At 69.6% G+C, this 21630-nt stretch carries 19 protein-coding genes; 10 read left to right on the top strand and 9 right to left on the bottom strand.

The window, feature by feature from the left end; translation table 11 throughout:
- Positions 1–51: 51 nt before the first annotated feature.
- From ACFVM3_RS16035 to ACFVM3_RS16025, 3 genes are all read right to left on the bottom strand, one after another.
- Positions 52–762: a histidine phosphatase family protein gene (locus tag ACFVM3_RS16035; protein ID WP_378439336.1), complete on the bottom strand. Its 711-nt coding sequence runs from the start codon at positions 760–762 to the stop codon at positions 52–54.
- Between the two features lie 105 nt (positions 763–867).
- Positions 868–1707 (bottom strand): undecaprenyl-diphosphate phosphatase, encoded by an 840-nt coding sequence (locus ACFVM3_RS16030; RefSeq protein WP_378439334.1) that lies wholly within the window; start codon positions 1705–1707, stop codon positions 868–870.
- The gene (locus tag ACFVM3_RS16025) at positions 1707–2753 is read right to left on the bottom strand and encodes an LLM class F420-dependent oxidoreductase (RefSeq protein ID WP_378439332.1); all 1047 of its coding nucleotides are present in this window, start codon (positions 2751–2753) and stop codon (positions 1707–1709) included. Before ACFVM3_RS16025 ends, ACFVM3_RS16030 begins: the two co-directional genes overlap by 1 nt.
- A gap of 137 nt (positions 2754–2890) precedes the next feature.
- On the opposite strand from ACFVM3_RS16025, the gene ACFVM3_RS16020 reads away from it, so the two are divergent.
- From ACFVM3_RS16020 to ACFVM3_RS16010, 3 genes are all read left to right on the top strand, one after another.
- Complete coding sequence (locus ACFVM3_RS16020) at positions 2891–3856, top strand: aldo/keto reductase (protein WP_378439330.1); 966 nt, start codon at positions 2891–2893, stop codon at positions 3854–3856.
- Between the two features lie 112 nt (positions 3857–3968).
- Positions 3969–4982: a YncE family protein gene (locus tag ACFVM3_RS16015; protein WP_378439328.1), complete on the top strand. Its 1014-nt coding sequence runs from the start codon at positions 3969–3971 to the stop codon at positions 4980–4982.
- The gene (locus ACFVM3_RS16010) at positions 4979–5200 is read left to right on the top strand and encodes a DUF5703 family protein (RefSeq protein WP_016334446.1); all 222 of its coding nucleotides are present in this window, start codon (positions 4979–4981) and stop codon (positions 5198–5200) included. Before ACFVM3_RS16015 ends, ACFVM3_RS16010 begins: the two co-directional genes overlap by 4 nt.
- A gap of 74 nt (positions 5201–5274) precedes the next feature.
- Here ACFVM3_RS16010 and ACFVM3_RS16005 read toward each other — a convergent pair whose 3' ends face one another.
- From ACFVM3_RS16005 to ACFVM3_RS15985, 5 genes are read right to left on the bottom strand one after another with little or no spacing between them, the layout of a single operon-like run.
- On the bottom strand, positions 5275–6021 hold the full coding sequence (locus tag ACFVM3_RS16005) for an SRPBCC domain-containing protein (protein ID WP_378439326.1): 747 nt from the start codon (positions 6019–6021) through the stop codon (positions 5275–5277).
- Complete coding sequence (locus ACFVM3_RS16000; RefSeq protein WP_378439324.1) at positions 6022–6618, bottom strand: winged helix-turn-helix domain-containing protein; 597 nt, start codon at positions 6616–6618, stop codon at positions 6022–6024.
- A gap of 40 nt (positions 6619–6658) precedes the next feature.
- On the bottom strand, positions 6659–7540 hold the full coding sequence (locus ACFVM3_RS15995) for an alpha/beta fold hydrolase (RefSeq protein WP_378439322.1): 882 nt from the start codon (positions 7538–7540) through the stop codon (positions 6659–6661).
- Positions 7540–8862 carry a M20/M25/M40 family metallo-hydrolase gene (locus tag ACFVM3_RS15990; RefSeq protein ID WP_378439320.1) on the bottom strand — a complete coding sequence of 441 codons (1323 nt, stop codon included), beginning with the start codon at positions 8860–8862 and terminating at the stop codon, positions 7540–7542. The genes ACFVM3_RS15995 and ACFVM3_RS15990 overlap by 1 nt, the downstream gene beginning before the upstream one ends.
- 36 nt (positions 8863–8898) lie before the next feature.
- Positions 8899–10173 (bottom strand): CynX/NimT family MFS transporter, encoded by a 1275-nt coding sequence (locus ACFVM3_RS15985; protein WP_378439318.1) that lies wholly within the window; start codon positions 10171–10173, stop codon positions 8899–8901.
- 146 nt (positions 10174–10319) lie between these two features.
- On the opposite strand from ACFVM3_RS15985, the gene ACFVM3_RS15980 reads away from it, so the two are divergent.
- Complete coding sequence (locus tag ACFVM3_RS15980; protein ID WP_378439316.1) at positions 10320–11156, top strand: helix-turn-helix domain-containing protein; 837 nt, start codon at positions 10320–10322, stop codon at positions 11154–11156.
- A gap of 132 nt (positions 11157–11288) precedes the next feature.
- Positions 11289–12053: a hypothetical protein gene (locus tag ACFVM3_RS15975; protein ID WP_378439314.1), complete on the top strand. Its 765-nt coding sequence runs from the start codon at positions 11289–11291 to the stop codon at positions 12051–12053.
- A gap of 15 nt (positions 12054–12068) precedes the next feature.
- Here ACFVM3_RS15975 and ACFVM3_RS15970 read toward each other — a convergent pair whose 3' ends face one another.
- Positions 12069–14171 (bottom strand): acyltransferase family protein, encoded by a 2103-nt coding sequence (locus tag ACFVM3_RS15970; protein WP_378439312.1) that lies wholly within the window; start codon positions 14169–14171, stop codon positions 12069–12071.
- A gap of 937 nt (positions 14172–15108) precedes the next feature.
- On the opposite strand from ACFVM3_RS15970, the gene ACFVM3_RS15965 reads away from it, so the two are divergent.
- The 5 genes from ACFVM3_RS15965 to ACFVM3_RS15945 all read left to right on the top strand — a co-directional run bounded on the left by ACFVM3_RS15965 (position 15109) and on the right by ACFVM3_RS15945 (position 21623).
- On the top strand, positions 15109–17985 hold the full coding sequence (locus ACFVM3_RS15965) for a type 2 lanthipeptide synthetase LanM family protein (RefSeq protein WP_378439310.1): 2877 nt from the start codon (positions 15109–15111) through the stop codon (positions 17983–17985).
- Between the two features lie 13 nt (positions 17986–17998).
- Positions 17999–18193, top strand: a complete 195-nt coding sequence (locus tag ACFVM3_RS15960; protein WP_034318598.1) for a hypothetical protein — start codon at positions 17999–18001, stop codon at positions 18191–18193.
- Positions 18194–18282: 89 nt separating this feature from the next.
- A complete protein-coding gene (locus tag ACFVM3_RS15955) occupies positions 18283–21171 on the top strand; it encodes an ATP-binding protein (RefSeq protein ID WP_378439308.1) in 2889 nt (962 codons plus the stop codon).
- A gap of 3 nt (positions 21172–21174) precedes the next feature.
- Positions 21175–21414: a glutaredoxin family protein gene (locus ACFVM3_RS15950; protein WP_378439306.1), complete on the top strand. Its 240-nt coding sequence runs from the start codon at positions 21175–21177 to the stop codon at positions 21412–21414.
- Entirely contained in the window at positions 21411–21623 is a 213-nt protein-coding gene (locus ACFVM3_RS15945; RefSeq protein WP_378439305.1) for a ferrous iron transport protein A, read from the top strand. Before ACFVM3_RS15950 ends, ACFVM3_RS15945 begins: the two co-directional genes overlap by 4 nt.
- The last annotated feature ends 7 nt before the right edge of the window (positions 21624–21630 follow it).

The raw sequence follows: 21630 nt of genomic DNA, 5'->3' as shown, positions 1-21630 counted from the left end.
GCGAGGGGCCGGTGGATGCCGTCCGTGGCGTGACGCCGCCGACGGCGGTCGTCACGCTCCGGTGGTACCGCCCACCACCGCGTCGGAGCTGCGTTTTCCCTTGCCGCGCTTGGTTTTGGCCTTCGGTTCGGGTGGGGCGACACCGGCCAGGTCGCCACCGTTGTCGTTGACGCGCAACACGAACGGACGAGTCTCGGTGTACCGGACGACCGAGACCGACGCCGGGTCGACCACGATCCGCTGGAAGGAATCGAGGTGCTGGCCGAGCGCGTCGGCGAGGATCGCCTTGATCACATCGCCATGGCTGCATAAGAGCCACACCGCGTTTTCACCGTACTTCGCGGTGATCCTCGCGTCGTGCGCACGAACGGCGGCGACCGCCCTGGCCTGCATCTCCGCGAGCCCTTCCCCGCCGGGGAAGACCGCGGCCGAGGGATGCGCCTGCACGACGCGCCACAGAGGTTCCTTGAACAGATCCTTGAGCGCGCGCCCGGTCCATTCGCCGTAGTCCACTTCGGACAAACCGGGCTCTTTGATCTTGTCGAGACCGCGTGCCTCGGCCAGCTTGGCGACCGTTTGGCGGCAGCGGAGCATCGGCGAGACCACCAGTTCCGCGAGCGGGACCGGCGCCAGGCGCTCGACGAGCGCCGCCGCCTGCGCCCGGCCGGTGTCGTCCAGGCCGACCTTGGGCGTGCGCCCGGCAAGGACACCCGAACCGTTCGCCGTGGACTTGCCGTGGCGCAGAAGGATCACAGTACTCACGTGGCCCACCCTACGGGTCTTGCTTTGCCCACCCCCGCGTTTCGTCCTCTGGATGCGGTACTTGCGCGTGCAAGGACCGCATCCAGAGGACTGAATGCAGGGGATCTACAGGTGCGGACCCGCGCCGGGGTCCAGGACACCGGTGAAGATCAGCACGAACAGCAGGACACCGAGCACGAGCCGGTAGATCACGAACGGCACGAAGCTCTTGGTCTTGATGTAGGACATCAGCCAGGCGATGACGGCGTACCCGACGCCGAACGCGACCAGCGTCGCCAGGATCGTCGGCCCCCACTGCGCCGGAGCGCCGTCCTTGCCGATGTCGGTCAGCTTGTACAGCCCCGAGCCGAACACCGCCGGCAGCGCCAGCAGGAACGAGTACTCCGCCGCCTCCGCGCGGGTGTAACCGAGGAGGAGCCCTGCGCTGGTGGTGCCGCCGGAGCGGGAGACACCCGGGATCAGCGCCAGCGCCTGGGCGAACCCGAAACCGAGGCCGTGGGGCACGGTCAGGTGGTCGAGGGTGCGCTGCTGCTTCCCGATGCGGTCGGCCACCAGGAGGATCAGGCCGAACACGATCAGTGTGGTCGCGGTGATCCGCAGGTCACGGAAGGATTCGTCGATGGCGTCCTGCAGCAGCAGGCCCAGCACCACGATCGGCAGCGAGCCGACGATGATCAGCCAGCCCAGCCGGGCGTCGGGGTCCTGGCGCCAGTCCTTCTTGTAGATCGAGAAGAACCAGGCGCGGAGGATCTTCCCGATCTTGGCCGAGAAGTACAGGATGACCGCGAGCTCGGTACCGATCTGGGTCACCGCGGTGAACGCGGCGCCAGGGTCGTCCCAGCCGGCGAGCGCCGCGGTGATCCGCAGGTGCGCGCTGGAGGAGATCGGCAGGAACTCCGTCAGGCCCTGGACGAGACCCAGGACCAGCGCTTCGAACCAGCCCATCAGGCGACACCGGCCGTTTCGATGGCCTCGGCCGCGATCTCGAGGGCGCGTGCGGAGCCCTCCGGATCCGGCATGGACGGCGCGACGGTCAGCGTCGTGACGCCGGACTCGGCGAAGGCCCGCATCCGGTCGGCGATCCGCTCCTTCGGTCCGAGGAGCGACGTCGCGTCGATGAACTCCAGCGGGACGGCCGCCATGGCGCCCTCGTAGTCCCTGCCCAGGTACTTCTGCTGGACGTCGGCGGCTTCGCGCTCGAAGCCCATCCGGCAGGCGAGCTGGTTGTAGAAGTTCTTCTCCCGGCTGCCCATCCCGCCGATGTACAGCGCCGCGTACCCGCGGACCGCGTCGGCGCAGGCCTTCCAGTCGTCACCGACCACGAGCGGGACGGTGGGGACGACGTCGAACGCGTCGAGGGTGCGCCCGGCCTTGTCCGCGCCCGCCTGGATCAGTTTCAGCTGCTCACCGGCGTGTTCAGGCGAATAGAACACCGGGAGCCAGCCATCCGCGATCTCGCCGGTCAGTTCGAGGTTCTTCGGGCCGATCGCGGCCAGGTACACCGGGATCTCATCGCGAACGGGGTGCACGGTCAGGGTCAGCGCCTTACCCGGTCCGCCCGGCAGAGGCAGCTGGAAGTGGTCGCCGTCGTACCGGACCCGCTCGCGGCTCAGCGCCTTGCGGACGATCTCGACGTACTCGCGGGTGCGGCCCAGCGGCGACGCGAACTTCACGCCGTGCCAGCCCTCGGAGACCTGCGGGCCGGAAACACCGAGGCCGAGCCGGAACCGGCCGCCCGAAAGCGTGTCCAGGGTCGCGGCGGTCATCGCGGTCATCGCCGGTGTCCGCGCGGGGATCTGGAGCACCGCGCTGCCCACGTCGATCCGTGAGGTCTGCGCCGCCACCCACGAGAGCACTGTCGGCGCGTCCGACCCGTAGGCCTCCGCGGCCCAGACGACCGCGTAGTCCAGTTCGTCCGCCTTCTTCGCCAATGCCAGGTTGGCCGCGTCGTTCCCCGCGCCCCAATAGCCCAAGTTCAGTCCGAGTCGCACGGCGTGAATGTATCCACCGGAGAGTCACTCCTCCGTTCAGGGTGTTGACACGGCGATGACCCGCACGGTGGTACTCGATCACGACACGCTCACCTGCTCCGCGTCCCGCACTTGCCTTCCGGCTAGGCTCGCCCGTCGTGGAAAAGCGACAGCTCGGCCGGTCGGGACTTCGGGTCTCGCGGATGGCCCTCGGGACCATGACGTGGGGTGGCGACACCGACTCGGAGGAGGCGGCCAGCCAGCTGGTCGCGTTCGTCGACGCCGGGGGCACCCTGGTCGACACCGCGGACATCTATGGCGAGGGCGAGAGCGAACGCGTCCTCGGGGCGCTGCTCGGCGACCTCGTTCCCCGGGACGACATCGTGCTCGCGACCAAGGCCGTCGCCCGCCGCACCGACGGCCCGTTCGGCGGCGGTGCCTCGCGCGGCGCCCTCTTGAGCGCGCTCGACGGCTCGCTACGACGGCTCGGCACCGACCACATCGACCTGTGGCAGCTGCACGCGTGGGACACCACCGTGCCGGTCGACGAGACGCTCGGCGCCCTCGATTACGCCGTGACCAGCGGTAAGGTCCGCTACGTCGGCGTCTCCAACTACTCGGGCTGGCAGCTCGCGACCGCCGCCGCCCGCAGCTCCGCCGCCGCTCCACTCGTCTCGACGCAGGTCGAGTACTCGCTGCTGGAGCGCGGTGTCGATCGCGAGGTCGTCCCGGCCGCGGAGCACCACGGCATCGGGCTTCTGCCGTGGGCACCACTCGGCCGGGGCGTCCTCACCGGCAAGTACCGCACCGGGACGCCCGCCGATTCGCGCGGCGCGTCGAGTGTTTTCGCCGGCTATGTCGAACATCACCGGAATGATCGCGCGGCCAGGATCGTGCAGGCCGTCGCGACGGCCGCGGACGGCCTCGGAACCTCGCCGCTGGCCGTCGCGCTGGCGTGGGTCCGGGACCGGCCCGGAGTGGTCGCGCCCGTGGTCGGAGCCCGTGACACCGGTCAGCTGACCGGTTCGCTCACGGCCGAGGACATCACCCTCCCGCCCGCCATCCGCTCGGCGCTCGACGACGTCAGCGCGATCGAGGTCGGGTACCCGGAACGCGGCCTGTGAGCCGTCTCGAATATGGATCAGGTGACTGTTGGGTGACGCGGACGTGACGTGGTGGAGTTCCTGGAGGATGCTGGACAGGTCCGTACGACGAGTAGCAGGTGGAGGCACCAAGGTGGGTCGGCTGTCCGCCGTTTCCCGGATCGCGATCCCGCTCGCCGGTGTCCTGGTCCTTTCGTCCTGTAGTGCGGACGACACACCCAACGACTCCTTGCAGATCGTGCAGAACCCCGTCGCGGCGACCGCGGCGGTCTCCCCCGCGGTGACGGTCAAACCCGCGGGGTCGGTGTTCGCGGTGCCGGGTGTGCAGGCGCTGGTGACCGACGAGGCGAGCAAGACGCTGGTCGTCGCGGTTTCGGAGCCGCCTTCGCTGCGTATCTACGATCTCGCCGCCCTCGACGCCCCCAAGACGACCGTGGCCTTGCCCGGCCCTGCCGAGCGGCTCACCGTCTCCGGGTCCCAGGTGCTCGCCAGCGTCCCCGGCAAGAGCCTGCTGGCGAAGGTCTCGCTGCCCGGCGGCGCCCTGGAGACCGTCCCCGTCACGGGACAGCCGTCGGCCGGGCTCGCCGACGGTGACGCGACGCTGGTCTCCGTGCGGGACCGCAAGGCCGTCGAGGTGCTCTCGAAGAACGCGGGACCGAAGACCATCACCGGCCAGATCTACAGCGCCGACGACGTGCTGAACACCGGTGACGGCGTGGTCGTGCTCGACAAGCTCCGTACCGCCCTGTTCGCCGTCGACCTCGACGAGGGCAAGATCGGCGAGGGCCTGCGGGCGGGCGACGGCGCGGCCAACGCCGTCACCGACGATCTCGGACGCGTCTTCGTCACCGACGCGCGGGCCGGCGCGCTGCTGGCGTTCTCCACGACGCCGTTGCTGCTGCGCCAGCGCTATCCCGTCCCCGGCGGGGCGTACGGCATCGCCTACGACCGCACCCGTGGCCTCGCCTGGGTCACGCTCACCGGACGCAACGAGGTAGTCGGTTTCGACGTCCGCGGTGGGGAACCGGTCGAGAAACACCGGTTCCCCACCGTGCGGCAGCCAGATTCGGTCACCGTCGACGAGCAGGGCGGCCGCGTGGTCGTCGGCTCGGCCATCGGAGAAGGGATCCAGGTGATCACGCCATGACAGTCGTGGACGAGGCGGTGGTCGAAGGGGATTGGGAGTACCGGCGGTTGCAGCTTCCGCCCGGCGTTTCCCGGCGTGCGGCGGCGACGCAGCTGTCGATCCACGCCGAGTTCGCCGGCTGGGAACTGTCGACCGTCCGGCTCTATTCCGATGGGACGCGGAGGGTGTGGTTGCGCCGCAAGCGCACCGCCACCCCCCTGCCCGGCCTCATCACTTGAGCTGAAGGACGCTTTCCCCGCATGCGATGCGACGAAAGCGTCCTTCACCACGTGCGATGCGGTGAAAGGCCCCTTCAGCCCTTGAACACCCGGCCGAGCCACTCGGCCCAGTGCGTGTCCTGTTCCGCGGAGTCGACGTCGCCGAACAGGTGATGCATCGCGCAGATCGGCCCGGCGAAGCCGCGGACGAACCTCAGTAGCGCGTCCGCGGTCCGGATCCCGACCGTCTGCGCGTTCGCGAAATAGACCTCGCCGTCCACAGTGGACACCGGACCGGTGGACAGGCGGACCCGATCGCCCGGCTCCGGCCGCCCGGCGAGGCCGAGTTCCCGGCCCAGCGTCGGCCACGCGCTGTCCCAGTCCGCGATCATCGGCCCGAACACCGTCACCGGGACCGCTTTCCGGCCGGCGAAACGGTTCAGGTACTCGACGAGGGTGTGGAGGAACAGCTCGCCGCCCGCGGTCATCGCCTCGAATTCGTCTTCCCAGTCGTCGCCGGGCAGGAAGCCGCTCGTCACGGTCCGCAGCACGGTGCTGCCGCCGGACCTGCCCTCGATGAGGAACTCGTAGGCGACGAAGCGTCCGTCCGGCGCGGGTTCCGTGCCGTAGACGAGCCGCTCCAGCGGGTCCCAAGCCGTGATCGCCGAGGTGGGTTCGAAGCCGCCGAAAGCCGTCCTCACGGTCCCGCCGACGCCTCCGTCGACCTCGTTGCGTCCCATGAACCATGACGTGATCCCCGGACCGGTCGCGATGGCGTCCCAGACCTGTTCCGGTGTCGCGTCGACCTCGACCCGGTCGGTGATCTCGAATTCGTGGACCATTCAGCTCTCCTCGGGCTGGATGCGGACGCTCGGGTGCACGGCGACGACGATCCGGTGATCGCGGCCCTGTTCGGCGCCTTCGTCGTGGTATTTGCTCACCAGGTTCGTGATCGCGACGGTGAGCTCTTCGGCGAACGCGGCCCTGTCCGCGGCGGAGGAGAACCGCACCTCGCCGTCGATCGCGAAGGTCGCGACCCGTTTGCGTGCCTTGGTCGCACCGGTGATCAGCAGACCGACGTCGCGGACCAGCCTGCCCGCCACGGCGAGCAGCCAGCGTGCGGACAGGCGGTCCGGCGACTGGGCCGGATCGGGTTGCACGGCCGCGAGCGCCGTCGGTGAGATGACGTACGACGACGCCGTCGCGCGCATCATGCGCTCGGTGACGTTGCCCTTCCGCCGCTCCTCGACGAGCTCCACGAGCCCGTGCTTCTCCAGCGCGCGAAGGTGATAGTTCACCTTCTGTCTCGGCAGATCGACCCGCGCCGCCAGCATCGTGGCCGACGCCGGTTCGGCGAGTTCGGCGAGCAGCCGGGCCCGGACCGGATCCAGCGACACTTCGGCCGCCTCCGCGTCCTCGATCACCGCAACGGAGAACATGCCGAGAAGGTGTCACCGAAAACAGTTTTTGTCAAGACAGTCAGGACTGTCGGCGGGCCTCGTTCGCCAGCGCGAGCAGGCGGGGAATCACCTGCGGGGCCGCCTCGAGCGGGACGACGTGCCCGACGCCGGGCAGGACCACGGCCGTCCCGTTCTCCACCGCGCCCGCCAGTTCCTCGACGTCCGCCGTCGGCACGAGCTTGTCGCGCTCCCCCACGATCGCCGTCACCGGCACCGCTCCGACCTGCGACAACGCGGATTCCCGCGTGTAGGCGTCCAAGGCGGGACGGAAGGCGGACACCGTCTGCGGCCAGTTGCCGCGGATCATCCGCACGGTCAGTTCGACGTCGGCGGGCACCGGGTCGTCGCCGAAGAGCCACCACCGCAGCCCGGCGGTCACCGCCTTGCTCGTATGCTCCCGCACCAGGCCGATCAGCTTCGTCCCGAAGACGATCTCCAGGTCACGGCCGAGTTTCCCGAGCGCGTTCGGCCAGATCGCGTCCGGGGTGACGCCGCCCGCCGACATGGCGAGCAACCCGATTCCCGCCACCCGCGCCGCGAAGACGTCCGGATGGCGCTGGGCGAGCGACAGGATCGCGAGCCCGCCCATGTCATGGCCGACCAGGACCACCTTGCCTCCGGGAACCACCTTGTCCAGAACCTCGGCCAGATCGTCGGCGAGCTTCCCCATGGTCGCCGACGAGGCCCGGACCTCACCGGATTCGCCGTGGCCGCGCTGGTCGTAGGCCACCACGGCCAGCGGTTCCTCCGAGGATGCCTCGGCCAGCACCGGCGCGACGGCACGCCAGCTGCGCCTGTCGAGGGCATACCCGTGGAGCAGTACCACGGTCACCGGCGCCGACGGATCGCCCCAGCGCTCGAAGTGCAGGGGTGTTCCGTCGGCGACCAGCAGACCGGGCATCAGGCAGAGCGGAGGAAGCGGTCGAGTACCCGCACACCGAACTTCAGCGCGTCGACCGGGACTCGTTCGTCGACCCCGTGGAACAGCGCGGAGAAGTCGAGGTCCGCGGGCAGCTGCAGCGGCGCGAAGCCGAAGTTGCGGATCCCGAGCGACTGGAACGACTTCGCGTCGGTGCCGCCGGAGAGCATGTACGGGAGCGTGCGGGCGCCCGGGTCCTCGGCGAGGACCGCGTTGGTCATCGCGTCGACCAGCGCGCCGTCGAAGGTCGTCTCGACCGGCGGCAGCTCCATCCACTCCTTCTCGATGTCCGGGCCGAGGATCTCCTCCAGTTCGGCGTTGAACGCCTCGAGCCTGCCGGGAAGGATCCGGCAGTCGACCGAAGCCTCCGCGACGGATGGGATGACGTTCGACTTGTAGCCCGCGGTGAGCATCGTCGGGTTCGCCGTGTCGCGCAGGGTCGCGCCGATCATCCGGGAAATGTTGCCGAGTTTGGCGACGGAACCCTCGATGTCGTCCTCGGGGAAGTCCCAGCCGGTGATCTCGGTGACGCCATCGAGGAACTCGCGGACGGAGCCGGTCATGACCAGCGGGAAGCGGTGGTTGCCGAGCCGGGCGACGGCCTCGGACAGCTTGGTGACGGCGTTGTCGCGGTGGATCATCGAGCCGTGACCGGCGGTGCCGCGCACCCGCAGCTTCATCCAGCGGATGCCCTTTTCGGCCGTCTCGATGAGGTACGCGCGGACGTTGTCCTTCAGCGTGATCGAGAAACCGCCGACCTCGCTGATCGCCTCGGTGACGCCTTCGAACAGCTCGGGCCGGTTCTCGACCAGCCATTGGGCGCCGTACTTGCCGCCCGCCTCTTCGTCGGCGAGGAACGCGAAAACCAGGTCACGCGGCGGGACGATGCCGTTGATCTTGTAGTGACGGGCCAGCGCGAGCGCCATGCCGCACATGTCCTTCATGTCCACCGCGCCACGGCCCCAGACGTAGTCGTCCTGGATCGCGCCGGAGAACGGGTGCACCGACCACTCCGAGGCGTCGGCGGGGACGGCGTCGAGATGACCGTGGATCAGGAGCGCGCCGCGCGACGGGTCGGCACCCGGCAGCCGGACGATCACGTTGTGGCGGTCCTTGCCGCCGGACTCGACGTAGGTGATCTCGTAGCCCGCGTCGGTGAGTTTCTCGGCCACGTACTCCGCCGCCGCGCGTTCACCGACCAGCGTGTCGGGGTCACCGGTGTTGGTGGTGTCGATACGGATCAGTTCACTGGTGAGCGTGACTGCCTCTTCGGCGGCTGCTTCGATCAAATTCGGTTCGGTCACCAGGCATTCCTACCATTGGTGGAGCCCGCCGACTCGCTACCGCCGCCTGGTGGACTGCGTGTGACCGCCCACTCCAGCGGGCGGCACCGCCAGGCGGGTCGGCCCGGTCGGCGACCCGCGCTCGGGACGGACGGTGCCCTTCCCCGCCACCATCCCGATGACGGCCTGGCCGAACGCGGCGACGCACATCAGGATGAGCGGTGCGTGCCAGCCCGAACTGACGGAGTGCAGCAACCCGAACAGCACCGGTCCGACCGCAGCCAGCAGGTAGCCGACCGACTGCGCCATCGCCGACAGCGCTCCCGCTCCGGCCGCGTCCTGGGCACGCAGGCCGAGGAAGGCCAAGGCGAGCACCAGGCAGGCGCCGCCACCAAAGCCGAGGACGATGGTCCACACCACGGCCCATTCCGGCGCCAAAAGCAGTCCGATGTAGCCGGCGAGCATGATCAGCGAGTTCACCGTCGCCAACCCGCGCTGGTCACGCGCTCGGCGCAGCAACGCCGGTGCGGCCAGACTCGTCAGCACCGCGACGACCTGGAAGAGGAACAGCAGCCATCCTGCCGAGGCCGGGCTGATCCCGGTGTCCTGGACCACCCCGGGAAGCCACGTCACGACGACGTAGAAGCCCAGTGACTGCAGTCCCATGAACGCCGTGACCGCCCATGCCAAGGCCGATTTCCACGGCAGCCGGTGTCCACCGCGCACCGCCGCCGCGACCGGCGGCGGGGTCCGCGGTTGCGGCGACCACAGCACGATCGCCACCAGCGCGAGCACGATCCAGCAGCCCAGCGCGGTCGACCAACCACCGGGCGCGACCTCGCTGATCGGCACGGCCACCCCGGAGGCCACCGCCGCGACACCGCCCATGACCGTGGCGTACGCGCTCGTCAGCAAGCCCACTTTCGTGGGGAAGTCGCGTTTGATGAGGCTCGGCAGGAGCACGTTGCCCACCGCGATACCGGCCCCGATCAACACGGTCCCGCTGAACAGCCCGGCCACCGTCGGGATCCACCGGATCGCGATCCCGACTGTCAGCACCCCGAGCGCGCCCGCGAGAACCCGCTCGGGCCCGCGGCGCGCGGCCAGCCGCGGCACCAGCGGGGATATCACCGCGAAAGCGAGGAGGGGCAACGTGTTCAGCAGACCGGCCACGGCAGCCGACAACCCCAGGTCGGCCTGCACTTGATCCAGCAGCGGCCCGACACCGGTCAGGCTCGGCCGCAGGTTCGCCGCGATCATCAGCAAACCCCAGAGCAGTAACGCCTGGCCGGAGCGACGCGTCGGCTGTCGTGCGTCCAATGCGGAACTCATCTCAGCGGGCCGCCCTGACGCAACTGTTCTTCATGCGCCCATGTTCGGGTCATCTCGCGTCGGCAACCAGGCCATGCTCAGGCTGGCCCCCACAGGGCTACCCTGAGTAGTGCGCGCTCGGCGAATGGCACCGTAGGCTGATGATCATGGGTACGCCGTTGGGTGACTTCATCCGAGCCAAACGAGACGCTATCCAGCCGGAATCCCTGGGGCTGCCGGACCGAGACCGCCGCCGGTCGCCAGGACTACGCCGTCTGGACCTCGCCACTCGAGCGGGCATCAGCATGGAATACCTGGCCCGCATCGAGCAGGGGCGCGACCGAAACCCGTCCACCGCGGTCGTGAACGCGATCGCCGACGCGCTCAGCCTCGCCACCTCGGAGCGTAACCACCTGCGCTACCTCGCGAAGATCACCGGGGACGAATGCTCCGCCCACTTCAAGCCCGCACCGCCGCGCCGTCAGGTACGCCCGTCCGTCATGGACACGTTGCGCATGCTCGAACAGGGAATCGCCATCGTGACGAACAGGCTGGGCGACGTCCTCGCCTACACCGGCACGTACGCGACGGTCACCAGCGGAACCGGTCTGCTCGACGCAGAAACACCGAACATCACGCGCTACGTCTTCACCGATCCACGCGCGCGCACCTTCTTCGCCGATTGGGACGCGATCGCCGACGAGCAGGCGTTCGACCTGTGGCTCGCACCTTCCGTCGAGAATCTCGAATGGCTCACCGCCGAGCTGATCCCACTCGCGGGCACCGACTTCACCCGCAGGCTGAACCGCCATGAGGTACCACGACGAGGCGTTCTGCGACTCAGGCACCCGTCCGGCCCCGAACTTCGGCTGACACGCGAAACGCTGGAACTGCCCGCCGATGATCAGCAGATCGTCGTATTCCTGCCCGCGGACGACCAGACGGCGCGGGCCGTCGACCAGCTGCACCGGCAGTCCCGAGGGCGGCTGCGTTCCATCTCGTGAAACCTGCCGGGACCGACGAAGTCCTGGCATCTGTGAAGACCCACTGTCGCGCGGCCGGGCCACGACGATCGTCGCCGATGACGGCATTTCTCACGCTGACCTCGCGACCGCTCCCCTGTTAGCTTGACCGGCGTGATCCGTGCTGGCGTGAAGGCCACCGTCCTCGTCCCGGCGGGAACGGCGCTGCTCCTGTTCGCTTCCGCCTGCGGCAGCCCTCCCGCGCCCGCGCCCACCACGGCACCGTCGTCCCCGGCGAGTACCGCGCCCACGAGCACGGCGCCGCCGGTCGACCTTTCGACCCTGCGCCGCGGCACCGTCCCGAAGGCCTACCCCGAGCCGGACCTGAGCGGCCTTCCGCCCAAGCCCGCCTCCTCCGCGCCCGTGCGGGAGCGGATCGCCTGGGAAGCACTGCGGAAGGTGACCGACTTCGCCAACCACGTCGACCCTGGCGCACGCTCGTCCTGTCCCGCTTTCGATGCCGGCCGCACCAAGACGGTGACCTGCACGGTCACCTACCTCGGCGAGGCTTACGAGTACGTCCTGCGCGACATCAAGTTCCAGGGCACCGGCCTGACCGACGGGCGTACCGAACAGGGCACCATCTCCTACCGTGCGGACCTCACCGCCGGACCGATCATCCGCGACCGGGTCGAGATCGTGCTACGGCACCAGAACGTCACCGAATACGAGGCCTGCGACATGCCCGAGCACGTCCGCTTCGAATTCGGCTCCACCAAACGGCGGCCCTCCGGTTCCTCGGTCGCGGGCCGGTGGATCCACGTACCCGGCATCTCCTGTCGTCACCTCGACCCGAAGACCAACACTGTCCGCACGCTTCCCTTGGAACTGTACGAATCCGGCGCGCCGATCCACCCGTCGTCGCGGATCGGCGGCTGAACCGGATTCGGCCTGTCATCCCAGGCCGAGTCCCGCGGTCAGGGGCCCGTAGAGAGTACGCACGTACGAGTCCGTGAGGTGATTGTCCCGGTACACCACGACGTTGCCGACGACAGCCGGGCACACGCCGCCGACGCACAGCCACGGAGTCAGGTCGACGACCGTCGTATGCGGCACGCGTTCGGCGGCCTCCACCAACGGGTCCTTGTCCCGGCCGAAGGCGTCACCCAGTGCCGTGTCGCATGCAGCGTGCCTGCCGGGGTTGCGTTCCAGGCAACGTGGAGTGTTCTTGGCTGGGCGGGGCACGTCACGGATGACGCCGGATCGGATACCGGCGTCGGAGATACGCCGCAACAGGGATTCGTAGCCGTCCACGGTCTGCGCACGCGATTCCCAACGCCATTTCAGATCCTTGTCATAGGACTCGGGAGACATCGCCGAGGTCACCACGAGTTCCGGCTTCATGGCGAGGATTCCGGCGAGTTCGCGTTCGTTCTGGTCGGAGCAGACGGTGAGGCCTGCCGGTGCGACTGCGGTGAAAGGGCAGCCGTTGCGCAGCATCATCTTCACCCGCCACTCGGGATGCTCGCGCACGAACCGCGCGAACACGGTGCTGAACATCGCCGCGTGCGAGTCGCCGACCAAGACGAGGGTCTTCGGCGCGGTCGCCGTGCCGTAGGTGCACTTGTCACCGGTGGGCGGCCAGCTCTCGATGTCGTACGAGGTGCAGCTGACGGTTTGGTCCTGCAGCGGCCAGTCCCGTCCCGCCACCGCCGGGTCGGGAGTCAGCGGGACGCCGTCCGGCGCCGATATCGGGTTGTCCCGGTCGAGCGCGAGGGCGCCCGGGTGACTTTCATCGAGGCCGGTGGCCGACGCGAGGCGCTCGAGTTCCGCCGAGGCGTACTGCCACGGCACCGTCGCGACGACCGTCGTGGCCGCGACCAAGGCCGTACCGAGCAGGTAGGCACCGCGGAGCCGGGATGTGCGACGCCGAGCGGTCGTCCCGCCGCGGAAGACGTCTTCGACCACGTGTTTGGTCACCATGGCCAGCGCCAGGCTGAGCACGAAGGCACCCACCGCCTGCTGCCGCGTCAGTTCCGAGCCGCCTCCGAGTTGCAGGACCACCACGATGACCGGCCAGTGCCAGAGGTACAGGCTGTAGGAGATGTCACCGAGGTAGCGCAGCGGCTGGAGACCCAGCACGAAGGCGACTTCCGGACGTGCCACGCGCTGGTCCGCGGCGACGACCCCGGCCAGCAACAGGCCGACGGTGCCCAGGGTGGGCAGGAGGGCGAGGTAACCGGGGAACGCCATCGCGGTGGTCAGCACGAACGAACCGGCAACGACCGCGACCATCCCGCCCCAGCCGAGAAGTAGCCGGGCCCCACCCTTGAGCCGGATCCGGTGCACGGTCATCGCGGCGAGGCCGCCGAGTCCGAGCTCCCACATCCGGGTGGGCGTCACGAAGTAGGCGCGACCGTGGTCGAGCTCGCTGTAGACCACGGAGAACACGAACGACGCGGCGGTGACGAGGGCGACCGCGGTGACGGCGTGACGGGCGGCCTTCGGTCCGGCGCGGTGGGCCAGGCGGGCGCAGAGGAGCAGGACCAGGGGGATGACGAGATAGAACTGCTCTTCGACGCTGAGCGACCAGAAATGCTGGACCGGTGACGCGGCGGCGGTGGCGTGGGCGTAGTCGGCGGACTGGGCGGCCAGCGCCCAGTTCTGGACGTTCAGCGCCGAGGTGAGGACGTCACTCATGATGGCGGGCCAGCGTGAGATCGGCAGGAAAAGCCAGGTCACGAGCACGGTGCTCAGCAGGACCACCGACGCGGCAGGCAAAAGGCGCCGGATGCGGCGAGCGTAGAACTCGCGCAGGCGGATGGTGCCGGTGCGGCGCAGTTCGCCGGTGAGGGTGCCGATGATGAGGTAGCCGGAGATCACGAAGAAGACGTCGACACCGACGAAGCCGCCAGGCAGCCATTCAGGCCGAAGGTGGTAGACGATCACCAAACCGACCGCCAGCGCGCGCAACCCCTGGATATCCCGGCGCTGACCGCGTGACTCGGCCGGCACCGGTCTCAGCGGAACCGTCTCTTCGACCTGCGCGAGCGCCATCGCCACACCCTTGCCCCATCGCCAAAGGCCGCGCGGGACAAGGCGGCCACCCGGTCAAGAGCGTAGAACACCCGGTCGACCACCTGTTCACCCTCCCGAGCGAGGCGAGCCTGGCGCCCGTCACCCGTATCGGTGATTCTCGCCGACTCACCATTCGTGGCATGTGGATCACCGGTTCGTGGCACGCGCCCGCCCACTTGCCGTAGCGGAGGCCCAGCTTCCACATCGGCCCGCCGCAGGCTCGCTACCCACAGTGTCGGCTCCCGCGGAACCGACCCCTGACGCAAAACACGAAAGACTTACGTGTTTATCGTGGGAAGATTCACGACTCCTCGAAGGCCCGGGAAATCGTTTTTTGACAGCGCGCCAACGTGGTGAAAATCTTCGATCGCTCCTCGCGAGAGCACAACCGAACACGAAATCCGAAACAAGGAGCCCCTCAATGCAGATGTTCACCCAGCACGTGCACCACGGCCACGACCTGATCTCGGGTCTGCTCGCGCACCTGGCGCACGTGCTCGGATGGCTGGTCTGACGCTCTTGAGCACCAGGGTTTGACAGGGGCCAATCTGTTGGCGCGGGTCGGCCCCTCGTGTTTGCGACCCGGTAAAGGGACACACCCCGTGTCCCTTTACCGGGTTCCGGTTTTTCACCGCGGAAAAGGTGACCTTGCTTCTCGGGTTTATCCTTTGCGCAGCTGCGGGCGGCGCGGGCCGGACCCCCAGTAACCGGCCCGCGCCCGGTACCGCGGTGATCCCCCTGCGACACCGCGCCACCCGACCATGGTGCGGCCGGGACGGTCCCCGCGCATGGGGGCCGGGACCCCATATTCCGGTGAGGGCGCCAGGGTGCCCGGCCGTCACTCTCCGGACATCTTCGTGCGTGCGCTGAATGTGGGGGTGTCACCCCCATGTGCGTGCCCAGCCGAACTGAAACCATGACCGCCGTGACGCCCCCACGATCGGCGACGTCCCTGCCGCCGAGGTGGTGGGTACGCGGCCAGACCCCGCGCGAACGGACCGCGGACAAGCCCGCATGGGCGGATTTCGCCGAACACGCGGTGACCGCGCTTCTGCCGGAGCGTCCCCCAGCCGATGACTGGCGTGTCGACTTCGCCGGGGTCTTCAGGTCGCTCGTCCACGCCGCTTCGCGTGACGCGGTCCCGGACGATCTCCCCGGAGCCGATGTCGAAGCCCTCCGCCGGGGGTTCGCGGCCCAGCTCGACCAGCATCTGCTCAAACTCGCGATCCGCACACTGGTCCTCGAACTCCACCGCGACCGCAAGGCCGGAGACCTCCGGGGAGAAACACCCGAAGAGCGCTTCTCCGATTTCGTGCGCAGGCAAGCTTCTCCGGCCGGGCTCGTCCGGTTGTTCGGCGAGTACCCGGTCCTGGCCCGGCTCGTCGCCCAAGCGTGTCTCCATGCCGCCGAAGCCCACGCCGAAGCGCTGGCCCGGTTCTCGGCCGACGCCGCGTTGCTGCCCTGTTCGGTCGTCGACGGCGAACTCGGCACGCTCGTCGAGGTCGCGGGCGGGATCGGTGACTCGCACGCACGCGGGCGTTCGGTCAAACTGCTCCGGTTCTCCGGCGGCGCCAAGGTGATCTACAAACCCCGGCCGCTGATCCTGCACGAGCGGTTCACCGACGTCGTCGCGCGGCTGAACAAACGACTGCCAGGGCTCGAACTGCGGACCGCGGACGCGTTACCGCGGGCGGACTACGGCTGGCTCCGGTTCGTCGAGCACCGGCCGTGCGCCGATATCGGCGACGTCGACCGCTTCTACCGGCGGCAAGGCATCCTCCTGGCGCTCCTGTACGCGCTCGACGCCACCGACGTCCATTACGAGAACATCATCGCCTGCGGCGACCAGCCGGTGCTGATCGACATCGAGACGCTGTTCCAGCCCTCGCCGCCCGATCCGCCGGAGGGCGACCCCGCGGCGGCGATGCTGGCGCGCTCGGTCCAGCGCACACTGCTGCTCCCCCAGCTCTTCGCCGGCGAACACGGCGCCGTCGACATCTCCGGCCTCGCCGGCCGCGGTGGCAGGCTGCCCACCGACCGCGTCGAGTGGGCCGATCCGGGCACCGACCGCATGCGGCTGGTCCGGGTGCCCGGCGAACTCGCGGGCGGGAACAATCTGCCACGGCTCGACGGCCGCGACATCACGCCCGCCGAGCACAGTGCCGCGCTACTGGCCGGATTCCGCCTCGGCTACGACGCGATCTCCACCGGACGGGACGAACTCGCCGAGCACCCCCGGCGCTGCGCCGACGACCCCATCCGGGTACTCATCCGGCCGACGAACTTCTACTTCCGGCTGCTGGACGAGACCACCCATCCCGATCTGCTTCGCGACGCCGCCGACCGCGACCGCGCGTTCGACCTGCTCGAAGAGGATTCCGCCGACGAGGAGAAGCTGCTCCGCCTCGTGCCACACGAGCGGGACGACCTCTGGGCGGGCGACGTGCCGATGTTCACCTCGAACCCCGGCTCGACGTCGCTGCTGGATTCACGCGGCGAGAGCGTCGAGGGGGTGGTCGACCGGCCGTCGCTGGACACCGTGCTGGCGAAGCTCGCCGACATGGACCCGCTCGACCAACGCGACCAGGAATGGCTGATCTCGGCCACCCTCGCCATCAGCACGGCGACCACGGGTCATCACGGTGGCGATACCGCGGAAACGGCGGCGCCGAACCAGGCGCCCGGCGCGGAACGGCTGCTGGTCACCGCTTGCGGTATCGCCGACCAGATCGTCGCCAACGCTTTCTCCGACGAGCACCGCTCCAACTGGCTCGGGATCGAACTCGTCGACGACCGCTACTGGACCGTCCTGCCGATGGGCGCCGGGCTCGGCGAGGGCTACTGCGGTGTCGCGTTGTTCCTCGCCCAGCTCGCCGAACTGACCGGGATCGCGCGATACCGCGATCTGGCCGCGTACGCGATCAGCCCGCTCCCCGGCCTCTTCGCCACCCTCCGCGCCGACCGCGAACTGGCCGCCACCGCCGGCTGCGGCGGCCTTCTCGGACTCGGCGGCGTCGCGTACACGATCGCGCGGCTCAGCACTCTGGCCGGCCTTCCCGCCGGCGATCTCATCGAGCAGGCCGTCGACCTGATGCCCGACGCGACGCCTGAAACGCCCGCCGGGTTCACGACTGGGCTGGCGGGCGGTGTCGCGTCGATGCGGTCCGTGTATGTCCAAACAGGACTGGAATCGGCACTGGCGCGGGCCGACCGGTACGCCGCGGAACTGCTCGACCGCGAACGTCCACAAGAGAAGTCGTTCGCCCGCGGTTCGGCCGGGATCGACTGGGTACTGCGAGCGCACGATCGTTCCGGCGAAGAACCACCCGGAAGTGCGGACGATCGGGCGGAAAGCACCGGCGGCTGGTGCGCCGGTCTCGCGGGTGCCGCGCTCGGCCTTGCCGCTCACCTGCCCGAGCCCGGGTACGCCAGGGATCTCGACCGGACGATCAAACGGCTGGCCGACGGGGCGCCGCTGAAGGACCTCAGCCTCTGCCACGGCGAGTCCGGTGTGCTGGACGTGTTGTGCGTACTGGCGGAGAACGGGCACACTGGCGCCGCCGCCGCGGTCCGCCGCCGGACCGGTCATCTGCTCGCCGCCATCGACCAGCGCGGTGCCCGCTGCGGCACACCCGGCGCGGTCCCCTCGCCAGGGCTGCTGAGCGGCCTGGCGGGAATCGGCTACGGCCTGCTGCGGCTGGGATTCGGTGACCGGGTCCCCTCCGCGCTCCTGCTCCGTCCCGACCGGCCGCATCCCGCGGCCACCGTTGTTCCGCCGGTAAATCGAGTATGAGGAGAAAACCCGCATGTACGAAAGAGATCTGCCCGCCACCGAAGACGTCCTCGGCGCCGTGAACCTGCCGCGCGCCCTCGAAGTCGGCTCGCGCAACCACGCGCTGGCGGGTGGCAAGCCGCGGCTGAGCGCCAACCCGCTCGCCACCCTGTCCACGGACCCCGGTTCGCCGTCCGTCGTCAGCGTCTTCACCGGCGGCTGGATCTGAGACACGCTCACGAAGGCGGGTTCGCGCCGCCCGCCTTCGTGATCATTTATTGGCCGTGACGGGGAAATCCGCTCGCTATAGTCACCGCGGTGGGGATCCGTTCGTCGCGGGTGATCGGCCGCGACGCCGAACTGGCCGAGCTCTCCGGAGCTCTCGATCGCGCCATCGCCGGCCGCGGCGGCGCGATCTTCCTCGTGGGCGAAGGCGGTATCGGCAAATCGCGGCTCGCCATCGAGGCCGCCTCGAGAGCGGTCGCCGCCGACATCCCGGTCCTGCAAGGCCGGGCGAGTTCGATCGGCCCGCTCGTCCCGTTCCGGCCGCTGGCCCAGGCGCTGTGGTCGCATTTCCGCGGCGGAGGACCGCCGTCGGCCGCCGAACTCGACCCGTTCATCCCCGTGCTCGCCCAGCTCGTCCCCGACTGGGGCCGCGGTGACCGGCCACGCGAGTCAGGCTCCCTGCTGGTGCTCGCCGAAGCGGTCTTCCGGCTGCTGGCCGTCACCAGCCGCGACCGCGGCGCGCTCCTGGTCCTCGACGATCTCCAGGACGCCGACGCCGAGACACTGTTCATTCTCGAATACCTCGTCGACAACCTGCCCGCGGCGCAGGCCCTGTTCGTCGGCACACTCCGCAACGAACCCTCCGACGCCCTGCGGCTGGCGACCTCCGGCGCGCAGCGGATGAGCTGCGCCGTCGTCGAACTGGGCAGGCTCGGCCTCGCCGACACCCGCGCCCTCGCCGCCGCCTGCCTCGAGACCGAGCCGGGACTGCTTCCGTCGGCCGCGGCGGAACTGTTGTGGCGCAACAGTGCCGGCCTTCCGTTCATTGTCGAGGAATTGCTCCACGGCATGGTGAACGACGGACTGCTGGTCGAGGGCCGCGACGGCTGGCGCGTCATCGGCGAACTCCGCGCCCGCGTTCCCGCCGCACTGGTCACCAGCATCGGCGTCCGGATGGAGCAACTCGGCGAGCAGGCGGGCGAGCTGCTGTCGGTCGCGGCGATCATCGGCCGCCGCTTCCCGCTACCGGTGGTCCAGACGGTCACCGGAACCAACGACCGGACCCTGCACAACCACCTGGGCGCCGCGGTCTCGGCGAACCTGGTGACCACCGACGAGACGACGCCCGGCTGGTACGCCTTCCGTCATCCGCTGACCGCGGAAGCGTTGCTGGCACGCCAGTCACCGGCACGGAAGGCGGCGCTCGCCCGTCAGGCCGCCGACGCCGTCGAGAAGCTGTACCCGGGGCTGCCGGGCGACCTGTGCGCGCTCGTCGCGTCGCTCCGGCTGACCGCGCTGGATGAACAGGCGGCAGGCCGCCTGTTCGCGGAAACCGGACGCCGTGCCCTCGACGCGGGCGCCGCCGACTCCGCGGTCACGATGCTCACCAAGGCCGTCGACCTGCTCGCCGGGGCAGACGCGGGAGATCGGGCGGAGGTGCTGGAGACACTGGTGCACGCGCTCGGGCAGACCGGTCAATTCGACCGCGCCGTCGAGCTTTCCGCCGGATTCGGCGAGATCGGCACCCTCGAACGGGCCGCGAAACTGCATACCCAGCTGGCCTGGGCCGCCTACATCGCCGGACGGCACGACGAATGCCTCGGCCAGATCGAACGTGCCCGCGCTCCCCTCGGTTCGGCGATCTCTCCTGCCCAGCAAGCCGCGCTCGACGCCGTCGAAGCGAACCTCTGGCTGGACGTTCCCGGCCGGACGGGCACGGCGGAACGGCTCGCGCGTCAGGCCTGGAAGGTGGCCGAGGCGACCGAGCAGCCGTTCGTCGTCTGCCAGGCATTACAGGTGCTCGGCATGCTCGCGCTGTCACGGGACCTCACCGAATCCGAGCGTTACATGCAGCTCGCGCGCCGCACCGCCGAGGACAACCATCTCCACCACCTGCGCACCCAGGCGCTGGTCCGGCTGGGCGGGCATCGCGTCCTGATGAACGGCGACGAACAGACCCTGCTGCTCGCCCGCGCGGACGCCCAGCGCACCGGGTCGATCACCCTGCACTGCGCGGTCGACTCCGTGCGCACCATGCACGCGATCCTGCGCTGCGAATTCGGCACCGCGCACGCGCTGCTGGCGGAGAACCTCGCCGTGCTGGGCAGGCTCCGGCTGACCGCGTTGCTGCAGTACGCCCATATGACGAGGGCGATGTCCGCCGGGCACCGGGCGGACCGCCCGGCGATGGAGCAGGCACTCGACGACTTCCGGGAAAGCGGCGGTGAGAACGCGCAGGAGATGGTGCTCAGCATCGGGCTGGCGCGGGTCTTCTGCTCGCTGCTCGAAGAGGATTTCGACCGGGCACGGCGCGAACTCGGCCAGGTCGTCGAGCTGGAGGACCGGCGGCCGAGCCGGTTCCACCTCGCCGGCCAGCACGGGCTCCGGACGCTCGTCGACACCCTCGGCGGCGCGCCCTGTCCGGAGGACGGATCCGCCGTGAGCGGGATGCGGTGGAACCGGCAGTTCGTCGAATTCGCGCACGCGGTCGAGCACGGCAGGCGAGGTGACGCGGCGGCGGCCGGACAGGCGGTGGCCTCCGCGCTGGAGACGTCGGCGCCCTATCCCCTGGCCCGCCACCTCGGGCTCCGGCTCATCGCCGAACCGGCCGCCGCCGACGGCTGGGGTGATCCGGCGGGCTGGCTCAAAGATGCCGAAGAGTACTTCCACCGCAGGGAGATCCCGGCGGTGGCGGCCGCCTGCCGGAGTCTCCTGCGTAAACTCGGCGCCCCCGTCCGGCAGCGCCGCTCCGGGGTCGACCGGGTTCCCGGCGACCTGCGAGCGTCCGGCGTCACCGTGCGCGAGTACGAGGTCCTGGTGCTGCTCGCCGAGCGGATGGGCAACAAGGACATCGGCGCCCGCCTGCACATCTCGCCGCGGACGGTCGAGAAGCATGTCGCGAGCCTGCTCGCGAAGACCGGCCTCGCCGACCGCGCGGCCCTCGCCGAGCGCGCTGCCGGACCGCGACCTGGCATGCTGTGAGCCATGAGCGACCTCACCGTGTACGGCGCCGACTGGTGCCCCGACGTCAAACGCAGCCGTGCCCTCCTGGACTCGAAGGGCATCGCGTACGACTACATCGACGTCGAAGCGGATTCCGGCGCCGAGGAGACCGTGCGGGCGCTGCAGAACGGTGAGCGGCGTATCCCCACCATCGTCTGGCCGGACGGCACCCACCTGGTCGAGCCGAGCGACGACGAGCTCACCGCCCACCTGAACCGGTGACCCTTCCCGACGTCCCGCTCGGCACGAGGGTCGTCGTGCGGTACCGGATCGAGGGTGGGTTCACCGACGCGCTCGGCTACCTCCGTTCCCGTGACGACACGGAATGCACGGTGGAGACCAAACGCGGACTCGCCACGATCCGGCTGGCCGACATCGTGCTGGCGAAGACGGTCCCGCCCCCGCCACCGCCTCGTACCAGCCCGGCCTGACCACCCG

Origin of the sequence: Amycolatopsis sp. NPDC057786 (genome assembly GCF_042797905.1) — a bacterium.
Taxonomy (GTDB): Bacteria; Actinomycetota; Actinomycetes; order Mycobacteriales; family Pseudonocardiaceae; genus Amycolatopsis.
The sequence above is the reverse complement of the archived record's forward strand: the minus strand, read 5'-3'. Positions and strand labels throughout refer to the sequence as shown.

Coding starts and splice junctions, on each gene's coding strand:
- ACFVM3_RS16030 (WP_378439334.1), bottom strand. CDS start 1,707: ATGGGCTGGTTCGAAGCGCTGGTCCTGGGTCTCGTCCAGGGCCTGACG.
- ACFVM3_RS16010 (WP_016334446.1), top strand. CDS start 4,979: ATGACAGTCGTGGACGAGGCGGTGGTCGAAGGGGATTGGGAGTACCGG.
- ACFVM3_RS16005 (WP_378439326.1), bottom strand. CDS start 6,021: ATGGTCCACGAATTCGAGATCACCGACCGGGTCGAGGTCGACGCGACA.
- ACFVM3_RS16000 (WP_378439324.1), bottom strand. CDS start 6,618: ATGTTCTCCGTTGCGGTGATCGAGGACGCGGAGGCGGCCGAAGTGTCG.
- ACFVM3_RS15995 (WP_378439322.1), bottom strand. CDS start 7,540: ATGCCCGGTCTGCTGGTCGCCGACGGAACACCCCTGCACTTCGAGCGC.
- ACFVM3_RS15985 (WP_378439318.1), bottom strand. CDS start 10,173: ATGAGTTCCGCATTGGACGCACGACAGCCGACGCGTCGCTCCGGCCAG.
- ACFVM3_RS15980 (WP_378439316.1), top strand. CDS start 10,320: ATGGGTACGCCGTTGGGTGACTTCATCCGAGCCAAACGAGACGCTATC.
- ACFVM3_RS15970 (WP_378439312.1), bottom strand. CDS start 14,171: ATGGCGCTCGCGCAGGTCGAAGAGACGGTTCCGCTGAGACCGGTGCCG.
- ACFVM3_RS15965 (WP_378439310.1), top strand. CDS start 15,109: ATGACCGCCGTGACGCCCCCACGATCGGCGACGTCCCTGCCGCCGAGG.
- ACFVM3_RS15960 (WP_034318598.1), top strand. CDS start 17,999: ATGTACGAAAGAGATCTGCCCGCCACCGAAGACGTCCTCGGCGCCGTG.
- ACFVM3_RS15950 (WP_378439306.1), top strand. CDS start 21,175: ATGAGCGACCTCACCGTGTACGGCGCCGACTGGTGCCCCGACGTCAAA.